The organism is Gottfriedia luciferensis (genome assembly GCF_002156865.1).
GTDB classification, from domain to species: domain Bacteria; phylum Bacillota; class Bacilli; order Bacillales; family Bacillaceae_G; genus Gottfriedia; species Gottfriedia luciferensis.
In genome coordinates this window covers 43,843-57,214 of the sequence record NZ_NCTA01000027.1, presented here as the reverse complement: position 1 = coordinate 57,214, position 13,372 = coordinate 43,843, and the positions used below count along the sequence as shown (strand labels likewise).

Sequence of the window (13,372 nt, the reverse complement as noted above, 5' to 3'; positions counted from 1 at the left end):
AGCCTTTCCGCATTTCCCATAGGATTCGGGCATCCTTTCGTTCCATTCTACTCCATGAATAAAAGTGCTTCACTCAGTCGATCAATGTTTTAATTGAAGTATAAACATAAATTTTAATAAAGTCATTTCAATGAATAAACATTTGTCTTTTTCAATTTTTTACGTTAATTGCAAATCATTAAATTTTAAATCGATGTGTTAATGATTTTAGTTGGTTAGACATTTCAGCTAGTTTTTCAATTGATAAACTCATGTTTGATACTAAATGATCTTGGTTAGTTGTTACGGTTACAGTATCAGTTGTGCTTGCAACTGTATTTTTGGCGATATTTGCAATTTCAATATTTGCTGCGGTAATTTCTTCAGTGGATGACGACATTTCTTCGGATGAAGCTGAAACATCTTGCATTTGACTTACAACGCCTTCAATTGCATGTAAAATTTTATCAAATGCGGTATTCGTATCTTCGACAAAATCAATTCCTTTTTCAACATCTTCTGAAACGGTGTTCATGTTGTTTACAGTTCTATTTGTATCACTTATTATTTTTTCAATTAATAATTGGATGTTTTCTGTAGCGTACTCAGATTGCTCTGCTAGTTTTCGAACCTCATCTGCGACGATTGCAAATCCTTTTCCATTTTCACCAGCCCTAGCTGCTTCAATTGCAGTATTTAATGCTAGTAAATTTGTTTGAGCAGAGATTTCTCGGATAATTGTTAAAATAGAGGCGATCTCACTGGATTGCTTTTCTAATACTTTAATACTATCAGATGAATTCTTAACTGAACTACTAATCTTTTTCATTTGTTCGATTACATTTATTAGCTTCTTATTTCCATTTTCTGCTTCTTCTAAAGTGAAATTCGAGAACTCGGCAACTTTAGAAGCTGATTGAGCGATTTGATTAACACCCTCGGTCATATTTTCCATTACAAACACATTTTCTTCTAAACTTTTGAATTGCATTGTTGAATCATTCGATAGAGAATCCATCGTTGAAGCAATCAACTTACTTGCAGCTTTAGTCTCATTCGTTTGCTCTAATAAATCAGAAGTAATTTGGTGAACTTCTAATGTATTAGTATTAATTGCCAAAATTACTGATCTTAAATCAGTAATCATTTGGTTTACTGAAGTTGCTAATCTACCAATCTCATCTTTTCGATGAATACTAAAAGAATTAGAGAGATTACCTTGGCCAACTTGTTCAAGGAATTTCGTTAACTTTGTAATAGGGCTTACTAAATAATGAGTGAATAAGTAAATAGAAAGTAGACTAATTAGTAAGATTAATCCAGTAATAATGAACATTCTAATTTTATTATGTTGCATTGTTTGATAAATTTTTGTAGCGTCAAAATCAGCACCTAAAATTCCTAATACTTTACCCGAATTATCTTTTATCGGTACATATGTAGAAAGTACAGCCCCGTATTTTTTTGAATAACTCAGTTCACCAACAGTAATTTTACCTGTTTTAAATGAATTTGCTAATTGGGGAAATTCACTCACATCTTCTTTATCACCTAATGAATTAGCGTCCTTTTTGTCCATCGGCATACCATCAACAACATAACGATATTCATAACCATTATTTGTTTCAGTTCGATTCATCGTATAAAGATACAAAAGGCCATTCGTTTCACGAATTTCATTTAATTTAGTTCTCAGTTCTTGATAATAGTCAGTTTGACTTGATGTTGAAATGATTTCTTTGTATTTTGGGATGTCTACTTGTTCAACAGCATTTAATGCAATCGTTTTGGCTTGATTACTTACTGACTGAATGACTAACTTAGATGAGGTAAGGTAGGAAGTAATACTTAACAAAAGTGCAGAAATTAAAATTAATGTTGTAAAAACAAATAGCATTTTAAACTTAATGCTTTTATTCATGTGCAAACCTCTTTCTTTACTAAAAATAAATTGGAATATTATGGTAAAATAGACACTTACTTATTATATGTCATTTTAATGAATAGTCAAAATAATTTATTAAAATTAGTAATTTTTAATGCTTAGATTGTTATAAAAGAATTAGAGTATTTCGGATAAATTAGTAGTGAAGATACTTATGGTGATAGTGAATCGGGTAGTATCGTTTGGTAGAGAATTAGCTGGAATTGAATTTAATCGTAAAAATGAAAGGGGTTAATAATATTGTTATGTAAACTAGAAATTGAAGCTATTTACTTAACTCTAAAAACTGATCCCAATCACAGATTGACTACTCCGTTAAAATACTTTAAAATTATCTTTAATTCGAGAGATATTTTGAAAGGTGTTGAAATGAAATGACTAGTAAACAAATTTCAACTAATTCGCTCCAATTATACACCGAAATCAGTAATGCAAATCGATTTTTAACTGATGCTTCTATAAATAATATAAAATGTTTTGGACTAAATTTAACAGAGTTTGCTGTATTAGAATTACTTTTCCATAAAGGAGACCAACCGATCCAACAAATTGGAAAGAAAATCTTAATTTCAAGTGGCAATATGACGTATGTCCTAGATAAATTGGAGTCACGAAGGTATATTAAGCGAATTAATTGTCCCAAAGATCGCAGAGTTATTTATGCGGCCTTAACAGATGAAGGCAGAAAGGTAGTTAGTTTAATTTTTCCAATACATGAAGAAATGATCAATAATTTATTCTCGGAAATAAATCCTGTAGAAAAAGAAATGTTAATTTATTTATTAAAAAAGGTTGGATTACCAAATAATCAACTTCAAAGTTGAGAATTCTTAATTCGAAATGATAGGATTAAAAGTTGCCGGATGGTAACTTTTTTTTTAAAAAGCTGATGACATTTATTTTTTTAGTTGGAAAATATATAAGTAATACTAAAAAAAGAGGTATATAATATGATGGATAAAAATTTTAAAGGAAAATCAATAATTATTACAGGAGCTGCAAATGGAATTGGCGAGGGTATTGCATTGTTATTTGGAAAATTAGGTGCAAATATCTTCATAGCTGATCTTGATGAGAATAAAGGGAAAAATGTCATTCAAAAAATTGAAAAAAATGGTGGAAAAGCTATTTTTCATAAAACAGATGTCAGTAAAGAGGAAGACATTATTAATCTGATTCAGACTGTCATAGAAAAGTTAGGTAGATTAGATATTTTAATTAATAATGCTGGAATATCAGTATTTAAACCATTATTTGATTTATCAGTAGACGAATGGGATAAAATTTTGAATACAAATTTACGTAGTGTTTTTATTGCTTCTAGAGAAGCTGCTAAAGTGATGGAACATGGTGGAAGAATCATAAACATAGCATCAACAAGGGCATTAATGTCCGAGCCCAACTCAGAAGCATATGCTGCATCGAAAGGTGGGATTGTATCGATTACACACTCACTCGCTTCTTCACTTCAACCAAAAGGGATTACAGTTAACTGCATTAGTCCAGGATGGATCCAAACGGAAAATTATGAAGGATTAAAGGAAACAGACCATCTACAACATTGGTCAAACAGAGTTGGAAAACCAGAGGATATTGCAAAAGCCTGTCTTTACTTAGCACACCCCGATAATAATTTCATAAACGGTCAAAATATTATCATAGATGGTGGAATGACAAGAAAAATGATGTATGAAGAATAGGATTTTTGAAAGTTTTCTTTACTTGACGAAAGAGTTGTTTCTTAGATAAAAAAGTACTTTATGGAATGTAATATACTGGTAACTAAATCGTTCTAACCACTAATGCTATTATTTGAATTGCGTTAGTGGTTTTTATTATGCCTGGCCTTTTAGATTAGTAAAATTTATTCTTAGATTGTGAAGGATTACACTTAAACTAAATGGCAGTTTAGTTGAAGAAGGATTTGCTGTAAATATATGGAACTTATATTAGAGATAATAAAAAGATTGGAGTAAATCATGCTTTCAAGAAAATATTTTTTAACAAATTTTTTATTGAGTATTTCGTTTGTACTAGCTTTTTTAGTAACAGCGTTTCTTATGAATGATACTTTAAGAAGTACTCATTTTGCTGGCGCTTTTGGAGGGGGAGTCGCACTTTTTATTTATGGTATATTTAGAAAGAATTCCTCTACTAAGAAATAGGTATTTATGTATAAGTATATAATTCTTATGCAACTAACGAGCGCGTTAGTTCAACAAGATATATTAAGTTGATAAGTTTATGATGTAACTTATTACTATGAATTTTCTGGAGGTAATGATGGAAGATAAACAAAAAGTTCAAACAATAATTACTTCAAAACAATTATCTTCAGTAATGAATAACACTAAATGGGAAAAATTATACAATGCTATTTTGGAATCCTTACCACTCCCACCTGCTTATCAAGTTAAGTACGTTACTGAAGATACGCTTTTTCCTGAAAACTTTGAAGATTTATGGACATGGGGAGATTGGAAACAAGGATTACGCCCGTTCTATTTAATAGAATGGATTAGAGTTAGACCGAGTTACATTGAAGAACGAGGGGGACTACTTGAACCTAAAATCATTGATATAAAAAAAGAATTAATAGCGATATTCAAGGAATTTAAGATTCCTTATCTTGATAAAAATAATTCAATTTACATTTATGGATACGTTAAAAGTACTGAAAACCTTACCTACTGATAAAACAGTGAACCATTCTTTATTATTCTCTTATTCAACTAACTGGCGCGTTAGTTACATAAACTTTGAAACTGAATACTTAAGAATACTTAACTACAAATAGGAGTAAAAAATGGATTGTAAAAAATATAGAGATAATTACAAAAGATATAATAAGTTTCCATTAGACCAATCGGTTTGGGATACGGAAGAATATAAACAATATCAAGAGCATTATTATGATTGTGAATTATGCGGAATTTGGGATATGGAACAGAAAGCAATTGAGAAAGGCATGGATGTTAACAAATATTGTTGCACTGAAATGGCTTACCATCTTTCTAAAGGTTTAGACAAGGACCCTTATGAAAATCCTGATGTAGTCATAATTCATAACAAAAAATTTGATGAGTACGGTATTCCAATTCAAGATGGTGGAAACTCATTTATTATGATCAAACATTGTCCTTGGTGTGGAAATAAACTTCCACAATCAAAAAGGGATATGTGGTGGGAAACACTTGAAAGTTTAGGTTTAAATAACCCATTTGAACAAAATATTCCTGAAAAATTTGAGACTGATGAATGGTACAGATAAGTGATTTTATGTAACTAACGAGCGCGTTAGTTGTACAACTTTATCGACAGTTTAGTCGATTTTTTTATCGGGTTGGATCGATTAGAATAGTTTGAAACTCTATGGAAAGTACAATAATTTAGTTATAATTAAGAAAAAATTAGGGAGATATTATTCATCATGAATTTATTTAGTTATATAGCAGTTAGCACTTTATCAAGCTTTATTTTTTATATTTTGTATTTTATATTTGCTGCCGGCAATGGAGACACTGACATAACTCCCTATGGTTTAATTAGTATATTATTGGGTGTAATTATTGGTATCTTACTTTCAATTAATAGTAAGTTAACTAAAACGAATAATTAAGTTTTTTCTCCAACCTTATGCAACTAACGAGCGCTTTAGTTGAAGAACATTTATATAAATAGCTATTAGATATAGAACGGAGCTTATAATGAGAATCGAAGAAAAAGATGACTTTGTAATAATAGATGGATTTGAAGTAGAAGGTTTTATTGATAAGACACAACACTGCTCTAAATGTAAGAGTAGTTTTATTTACTATGAAGATTTTGATGCGTATTTCTGTCCTAAGTGTAATATATGGACAGAAGATAAATGTGGAGATCCTACATGTTATTATTGTCCGAATCGGCCAGAAAAGCCACTTCCATAAATATAGTGTTGTTGAACTAACTGGCGCGTTAGTTTAAGATCTAGAGTCACTTTTGTGGCTCTTTTTATTGTGCAAACTGACAGGATTTTCAATAAGGAATGATATAATTAGACTTATAGATATACAGGTTTTAGCGAAAATAAATGAGGTGTTCTAATTGTTAAAAGAGGAAAAAATTATCAAGTTAATTTTCCAAGGAGACAAACTAATAGAAGTACTAATAGAATTATATGAAGAAGCACCAGAAGATGAAGATATGGTTATGCTGAAAATTAAATTAGAACAAAAAGAAAGAAGATATATTGGTGATAACTTTTTTGAGGCACTAGAAAAACTGAGACAGGATTTAGAAGAAGAGAATATTCAAATTATCTGTAATGGATCTGCATTAAATGTGTATCCATATCCAATGGCACTATCAATGGGTAGCGGACGTTTAGCATATAAATTAAGTTTTGGCAAACAAGCCTTATTAAAGGATTTAGTTGATATTTTTGATTGCGATAATACTTTAAATTTTGTTAGCATTCTTGAACAACGAAATTTCTATAATGATTGGCTAAACAGCTTAAAAAGTCATCGAAATTAATTTGAAACTATTACATAGTAATTCAACTAAAGAGCGCGTTAGTTAAACAACATGATCGACTATTAAGTTGGTCTTTTTTTTATTGTGCTGGCAATATGGTTCAATAAGAAGGACTAAACTAAATGAAAATAGAAATATGAAAAAGTACGAAAAAAGGGGGAGATTTTATTAAACTCGTTTATCATATGGTTCCAAAAAATATGAGTGGAGAAACACTCATGTCCTTAAATAAAATAAAGCTTTTGGATTCAGAACTATATAAACAGTATGCAAGCAAATACTATGACCACCCTGAACGACCAAAACTTTTGGAAAAAGAAATTCCAAAATTGAATTGCCTGTGGAATGATGTTATTCATTTATTACCCTTACATCCGCATCTTGTTTATGATGCCCTAAGAACTGTTGGTGTTAAAATGAAAACGGATTTAATGTTTTATAAGATCCCGACTAAAAACTTAGTAAATAATAAGAATGTGGTTTATTTATACAGTAAAGAAAAATATTTAGGACCTGCTGAGAAAATAAATAGCGAAGATGTTCATTTTATAGATATAGAGGAATATGAAGAAATGTATGAGCTTCCAATAGATACCCGAAATTACTATGAGGAAGAAAATAAGAAAGGCAATAAGTTTGGGATGTTTCCATTTATTCCTCACATTTTAAGTTTAGGAGAAGTAAGTGTATTAGATGCAGAGGTAATAAATTGGAGTGAGAGCTACAAGTAATCATTATTATTACTTATTGAAATAACGAGCGCGTTAGTTAATAAAGATTCCTAAGACCACATCTTTGTGGTCTTTTTCTGTTGTTTAAATTACAGCTTAAAAAATAGTCCTGGATTGATATTTGACAATTATGGTTAGAAATTCAAATAAAAAAATCTGTTTAAATAGGCATATGTAGTCAGCAAAATTTACATTTAAGAATAGATATATATTTGGCCAGGCTGCTTTTAAATCATTATGAGGTGGTAATAATGAGTATTTTAACAAACTTAATTGGAAAACAAGTTAATGTAAAATTAGCTGGAGATAAGTCTTTTGAGGGAATCCTTACTGATGAAGGGCAGAACATTTTAGTTTTATACAATGGACAAGAGTATTATTATATTCCTTTAATTCATATTATAAGCATAAGTAATGTGACAGGAGACAAAATAGTGAATTCGATTGAAGATTCAATTATGAAAGAAATGAATGTTATATCATATCGAAATATATTAACAAATGTAAAAAGAAATTTTGTTGAAATTAGTGTGAAAAGTAATCTTACTTTTCATGGATATATTTTGAATATCTTAAGTGATTATTTAGTTTTTTATTCCCCTGTTTTCAAAACTATGTATTTGTCTTTAGCTCATTTAAAATGGCTAAGGCTCTACAATCAAAATAGAAATCCATATAATTTAACTAAAGAAAGCTTTCCTGATGATCTGATGAATGGACCTATGTCACATTCTCTCGAGTCTCAACTAAAAAAAATAGAAGGGAAAATAATAGTAATTGATGGTGGAAGTGATTCAATGAAAATAGGTTTGCTTAACAAAGTAGATAATAGTTTGATTGAATTGGTACAAGCCAGTGGAGAAATCAATTACTTAAGGCTTAGTCATATTAAATCCATACATGTTCCATAAAATGAAATAAGATGTTATTGCAATTAAATAATACGAGTGAAATTTTTACTTGAGATTTCAACAGTAACTCAATCGAGTGTAACGATTCTAAATCTTCGAATTGAAATAAAAATGATATCATATAAAAAGAACTTCAATAGAAGTTCTTTTTATATTTCTAATGAAAAATTACAAAGTGTTTTAGATTTGGTGATTGATTTAAATCTAACTTTTTTTAAAGAAATGTTACTCTAAAGACAGAACAAAAATATGAAATCAGGCTTTGTAATTTTTCCTAATAATCTAAGTCAAAGTTGGAATTGATATTTCACCATTTAATCTGCAGGGTTAGATATTGGATTATACCCGATCACCAACTTTATTATTAGATTATCAGTTGAGGTTCAAGAGAACATTAATATTATGCATAATTGGCCTTAAACATTCTCATGGTAAATATAGTTAAAAACAAAACTTGATATGAATAAAGTTTCCTTTTAAATAAATAATATACCTTGTGACTGTTCTTTTGGAAGGAGAATAGAATGAATCTAATAATGAAGGGAAGTCAGATTATAATGGGCATTTTAAGTGATAATCCAATAAATGAACCTTTACATTATGGAGAAGTATACGGATTATGGAGCGCTTTATCTGTTGCAAAAGCAGCACTTGATGGGCATCAAGTATATATAAACCATACTGGTGATCAGGAGTTAAAATCTTTTTTAAAACAAGTGATTGAATCATCAATCAAACCTTCAATTAAAGAAATCGAAGAACTATTATTAAATAATGATATTGTGGTTCCTCCTACTCCAGCTGAACGACCTGAAGCTGACTTAGAACAAATACCAGTAGGAGCAAGACTGCAAGATGCTCAAATAGCTTATATGGTAGCTGCAGATATTGCAGCAGGTGTTGTGGCAAGCAGCCAAGGAATGAGTCAATCAATTCGTGAAGATGTTGCTTTATTGTATGGGCAAATGGGTGCGAAAAAAGCAAAAGATGGTGCAGCATTATTACAAATTATGAAAGATAAGGGGTGGCTAGTTCCACCACCACTTCATCATGAAACAAAACAACAATAAATAATAGAAGTTTGTAAAAGAGTAGAAAAACAGATATAAATATCTGTTTTTCTACTCTTTTCTTATTGAACTCACGAGCGCTTTAGTTGAACAAAAATGAAAAAAATTGGATGATCATAAATCGATCTTCCTCTTTTTCGATATAAGTTTGGTTAAACAGAATAACTTCATTAATACTTAGAGAAGAGAATATCATTTAATAGCAAGAATTAACATATTATGGTATAGAGGGGATGAGAAATGAGAAAAATTTACTTATTAATTTTGGTTACTGTGTTAGTGTTAGTTGGTTGTACCAATGAATCCCTTCATTTCAAAGGTGAAAGCGAGCATTGGAAAGGCATAAATACAGCAAATATTGCTGGGACTAGGGAAGATGGTCAATTTGAATTTCGTTTCAAAGATGGAGTAAAAATGAAAAAAAATTTAGAAATTAATATCGAAGGACGTACAGGAGACAGTAGCCGAACAGCAAGTGAAAGTGATGAACCAGTCATTACAATGAAAACTACTTGTTCAGGTTGCTCTGTCACTAAGGATTCAGATGTTTTTAAAGTAACAATAAAGTGGGACCATAATGTAGAATCTTTTGAGTTGAAATAATAGAACTAACGATTGCGTTAGTTCAATTACATCGAGTTGCGAAAGCAGCTCTTTTTTCATATTTAAGTTGATAAGATTCAATTGGCACACCACTTCATGTGGTGTGTTTATTACGATATGTCTTGAAATCTCTTAATATTAGGATTTAAATTAAAGTAGAATTATTAAACTTCTGGAGTGTATTCAAATGAAAATATCATTTAAAGCAACAATTTTTTATTGTTTACCATTTATTTTAACTGTTATTGCGGCCTTTGGATTCGACATATTAAAGTCACTTGATCTATTTTATGGATATTTGCTTATAGCAATTTTTACGTTTTTTATTCCTGTCGCAGTTTTTTGCCCACCATATGCTTTGTATTTTTTTATTCTTTCAAAACTCAATAAAATCTCTAAAAAGGGAGCCATTATTGCCTTTGTTTTTACGATGATAGGCTTTATTGGGATTATTGTAGGTGTTGAGAAATTATATAAACCTATTGAGAAAAAACTCTACTTTAACGAACAAACAACAATAGAATTAGAGAAACGTTTTTAAAACAATTTAAAATGGATACTGGACTTGAAGGGGAAATTAAAAAAATAAGGCAATAAGTAGAAAAGGATCTTGGGATGAAGGAGATATGTCAGGTATTGAAGAACGAAAATACACTTTTATTGTAGTAACAAGAGATTCTTCAAAACAGTTTGTTAAAAGACAATATACATTTACTAATAAATATGGAGGTTGGACTGGAGTTTAATCAAATTAAAAATGGGAATGATCCCCCTTTCAATTTTATATTCTTTATTGAACTAACGGATGCGTTAGTTGAAGATAAAAAGTAGCCATTGGCTGCTTTTTATTTATGTATTTAGCAGTATAGTTGCGAAAGAAATGATGCTAAAATTATAGTGCCGAGGTACATATGCTGAAACTAGAAGTTAGGAGAATGAATATTGTCAGTTATAAATACAAGTGAAAAAGAAGATATACTATTTATTGTAATAGATTTCAGTTTACCTATTTTTGAAAATGATGATGATGAAATTGGCTTTATTGATTTTTCGATTGGACAGAAAGTTTATTTTGTCGATGCTTTTAAAGATCCCAACAGTGTCTTTTCACAGGATCATACTTCTTGGATGGTTCGATTTAGAGATGAACTTGGAAACGAGTATTGTGCAACGCAAACTTTATTTGTAACTGAAGAAGAATGGAGAAATCTCGTGAAATTTATCAAGGATAAATGTTAATTCTTTGATATTCATACAATTAACGACTGTTATTTTTTAATTTTAAAGGGATGAGTATCAGTCTTTAAACTTGTTTGGAGGGAATAATTTGAATGATTTAATTTTTGATACTCTTGTATTTTCAAAAGTAGAATCTAATTTTGAGAAGTACGAAATAATAGATGCAGATTGGAAAGATGAATATGGACTAATAGTACTTCTTAAGGAAAAAAAGAAGTATATTCTCTTCTTTAATGATGAAAATTTTCTTTCAATTAATCTTAAGGTAGATTTTCCAATTGTAAGATGGGTAGATGGGGAGACAATTGTTATTGTCGATTCTCGGGAAGAGTTAAAAAAGGATAATGTTTTTATTTTAAATATAGATGGTAAGATAGTAGATTCCTTTAATTGTGGAGATGGTGTAGAAGATGTCGAAGTAGGTAAGGAAGGTATTTGGATTAGTTATTTTGATGAAGGGGTTTTTGGAAGTGGAATTTCTACAGAGGGTTTAGTGTTATTCAGCTTAGAAGGTAAAATTATTTTTAGGTATCACTCTGACTTGTTAAAATGTCCGATTATAGATGATTGTTATGCAATTTCTAAAGGAAAGGGTTCGTCTATATGGGTATTTCCATATTCTGAATTTCCATTGTTACAACTATACCCTGAATCAAGAGAAATAAAAATTTATAAAGTCCCAGTAAAATTTCGTGGTTCACATGCTATAAGCATAAGAGGTAAGTATGCATATTTTTGTGGTGGCTATGATTCGAAAGGCAAGCTTTATTGTTGGGAAATTGGGAAGGAAAAATATGAAATGATAGGGAGAATCGATGGCATAACAAGAGGTTTAGCTAATGGAGAAAGTAACCATTTCATGTCTATTTCAGATAAATTTATAAGATTACATAAGATAATAAAAGATGATGAATTCAATTTTTCATAAACATTGATTACAGTTTTTGTAATACGAAAAAGTTAAAGATCTAATTCAACTAACGAGCGCATTAGCTCAACAAAATCAAGAGTTGCTATCTGCGACTCCTTTTTTATTGTAGTTTATTGGAGGAATGTGGAAGAAGAAAAAATATATTAACTAATGCTGTTATAATTAATGATATACATTATTTGATTAGGAATCGGAGTTATTTAAAATGAAATTAAAATTAAGATATATACTTTATCTATTATCTTTTATTGTTGTTTTCCCGTTTAGCATACCAGTTTATTTAATAAGTGGATTTATGACTGATAGTTTAGAGTCTGAACAAACAGTAAATCTTATCTTTTTTGGATTTCTTGCGTTCATAGCCATTTTTGGTTCAATTATATTGAAATATTTATTTGGATTTGCTAGTAAGAATAATAAATATTCTTTGTCGATATTTATAGCACATTTAGTATTAATTCCATTAAGTTATTTTGTTTATAACTGGATTTTATTTTATTAAAATGTAATTTTCTAATTCAACTAACGAGCGCTTTAGTTGAACATCATGAGCTGCATAATGCAGCTTTTATTATTGAAATTACATAAAGGTAATATTGGAATTAAATGGAATATATAAATACGTGTCATAATTCTTAGTACTTGAAATAATAACTTAAATAAAAAGGATGAAAAAAATGAGTTATTTATCTTTTATAGTGTTTAAATTGAGACCACTTTTAGAGTTGGTCAATACTATTGCTTTAGTGTATATAGCTATTACGTTAAGGAAATTAAAGAAATGAATTAGAACCAACATAATTTAGAACATTTTTGTATTCGAAACCTAACAGAAGGAAATGGTGAAACCTGGAGTTAATTATTAAACTGTTATAAAAGCCAAAATAAGTACCTTCTTCAACTAACGAGAGCGTTAGTTGAAGATTAAGAGTCACTTTTGTGGCTCTTTTTATTGTGCTAACTGGCAGTTTAGTTGAATAAGTGATGATATAATTAAAGTGAATTTAAAATAAATAAAGAAAATATTTTGATGTTATTAGGAGGACTCATTTTGAGATTAAGTTCTGAAAATCTTATGAAACAGCTTGATACAACCTATATTGATGCACATTTAAAAGACTTATCGTATGACCATTTATCTCATACAGTAATTATGAAATATGGAGAATACAAAAACGTGGATAGTGATTGTACGGTTATTTTCAAAGACTGTTTTTCGGTAAATATAAATACTTGGCTAGAAGGAATGAAAGGAACTGTTCCTCAAAAACCAGGTGAGAGAGACTTCTTTTTTCATGATATAGAGATAGAGGACATAGAAATTAACGGTATAAACCTTTATAAGTGTTCAATGGTAATACCAATGATGGATTGCCAGATTACCTGTGTGAATATCGAAATTAAATCTACTTAATGAACTATCGAGAGCTTTAGTTGAACAAAAC

At 29.7% G+C, this 13,372-nt stretch carries 17 protein-coding genes; 16 read left to right on the top strand and 1 reads right to left on the bottom strand.

The features are described 5' to 3' along the window. Positions 1-178: 178 nt before the first annotated feature. Entirely contained in the window at positions 179-1,900 is a 1,722-nt protein-coding gene (locus tag B7R67_RS15910; RefSeq protein WP_088071970.1) for a methyl-accepting chemotaxis protein, read from the bottom strand. A gap of 398 nt (positions 1,901-2,298) precedes the next feature. On the opposite strand from B7R67_RS15910, the gene B7R67_RS15905 reads away from it, so the two are divergent. From B7R67_RS15905 to B7R67_RS15830, 16 genes are all read left to right on the top strand, one after another. Continuing rightward, positions 2,299-2,748, top strand: coding sequence for a MarR family winged helix-turn-helix transcriptional regulator (locus tag B7R67_RS15905; RefSeq protein WP_088071969.1), 450 nt, complete (start codon positions 2,299-2,301; stop codon positions 2,746-2,748). 126 nt (positions 2,749-2,874) lie between these two features. Then, positions 2,875-3,624: an SDR family NAD(P)-dependent oxidoreductase gene (locus B7R67_RS15900; RefSeq protein WP_407920404.1), complete on the top strand. Its 750-nt coding sequence runs from the start codon at positions 2,875-2,877 to the stop codon at positions 3,622-3,624. A 279-nt stretch (positions 3,625-3,903) separates the two neighbouring features. Next, on the top strand, positions 3,904-4,089 hold the full coding sequence (locus tag B7R67_RS22405) for a hypothetical protein (protein ID WP_088071968.1): 186 nt from the start codon (positions 3,904-3,906) through the stop codon (positions 4,087-4,089). Positions 4,090-4,207: 118 nt separating this feature from the next. Continuing rightward, the gene (locus B7R67_RS15890; protein ID WP_088071967.1) at positions 4,208-4,618 is read left to right on the top strand and encodes a DUF6678 family protein; all 411 of its coding nucleotides are present in this window, start codon (positions 4,208-4,210) and stop codon (positions 4,616-4,618) included. 112 nt (positions 4,619-4,730) lie between these two features. Next, positions 4,731-5,195 (top strand): DUF6980 family protein, encoded by a 465-nt coding sequence (locus B7R67_RS15885; RefSeq protein WP_208615662.1) that lies wholly within the window; start codon positions 4,731-4,733, stop codon positions 5,193-5,195. Positions 5,196-5,631: 436 nt separating this feature from the next. Beyond that, the gene (locus B7R67_RS15880; RefSeq protein WP_088071966.1) at positions 5,632-5,853 is read left to right on the top strand and encodes a hypothetical protein; all 222 of its coding nucleotides are present in this window, start codon (positions 5,632-5,634) and stop codon (positions 5,851-5,853) included. 157 nt (positions 5,854-6,010) lie between these two features. After that, entirely contained in the window at positions 6,011-6,442 is a 432-nt protein-coding gene (locus tag B7R67_RS22400; protein WP_208615661.1) for a hypothetical protein, read from the top strand. Positions 6,443-6,660: 218 nt separating this feature from the next. Continuing rightward, positions 6,661-7,173 carry a group-specific protein gene (locus B7R67_RS15870; protein WP_235822186.1) on the top strand — a complete coding sequence of 171 codons (513 nt, stop codon included), beginning with the start codon at positions 6,661-6,663 and terminating at the stop codon, positions 7,171-7,173. A gap of 251 nt (positions 7,174-7,424) precedes the next feature. Next, the gene (locus B7R67_RS15865) at positions 7,425-8,084 is read left to right on the top strand and encodes a DUF6897 domain-containing protein (RefSeq protein WP_088071964.1); all 660 of its coding nucleotides are present in this window, start codon (positions 7,425-7,427) and stop codon (positions 8,082-8,084) included. 557 nt (positions 8,085-8,641) lie between these two features. Continuing rightward, positions 8,642-9,154: a DUF3231 family protein gene (locus B7R67_RS15860; protein ID WP_208615663.1), complete on the top strand. Its 513-nt coding sequence runs from the start codon at positions 8,642-8,644 to the stop codon at positions 9,152-9,154. A gap of 240 nt (positions 9,155-9,394) precedes the next feature. Further along, complete coding sequence (locus B7R67_RS15855; RefSeq protein WP_088071962.1) at positions 9,395-9,757, top strand: hypothetical protein; 363 nt, start codon at positions 9,395-9,397, stop codon at positions 9,755-9,757. A gap of 187 nt (positions 9,758-9,944) precedes the next feature. Further along, positions 9,945-10,298 carry a hypothetical protein gene (locus B7R67_RS15850; protein WP_088071961.1) on the top strand — a complete coding sequence of 118 codons (354 nt, stop codon included), beginning with the start codon at positions 9,945-9,947 and terminating at the stop codon, positions 10,296-10,298. A gap of 401 nt (positions 10,299-10,699) precedes the next feature. Further along, complete coding sequence (locus B7R67_RS15845; RefSeq protein ID WP_088071960.1) at positions 10,700-10,996, top strand: hypothetical protein; 297 nt, start codon at positions 10,700-10,702, stop codon at positions 10,994-10,996. A gap of 88 nt (positions 10,997-11,084) precedes the next feature. After that, on the top strand, positions 11,085-11,924 hold the full coding sequence (locus tag B7R67_RS15840; RefSeq protein ID WP_088071959.1) for a TetR family transcriptional regulator: 840 nt from the start codon (positions 11,085-11,087) through the stop codon (positions 11,922-11,924). Positions 11,925-12,132: 208 nt separating this feature from the next. Then, positions 12,133-12,429, top strand: a complete 297-nt coding sequence (locus B7R67_RS15835; protein WP_088071958.1) for a hypothetical protein — start codon at positions 12,133-12,135, stop codon at positions 12,427-12,429. 549 nt (positions 12,430-12,978) lie between these two features. Then, entirely contained in the window at positions 12,979-13,341 is a 363-nt protein-coding gene (locus tag B7R67_RS15830; RefSeq protein ID WP_088071957.1) for a hypothetical protein, read from the top strand. The last annotated feature ends 31 nt before the right edge of the window (positions 13,342-13,372 follow it).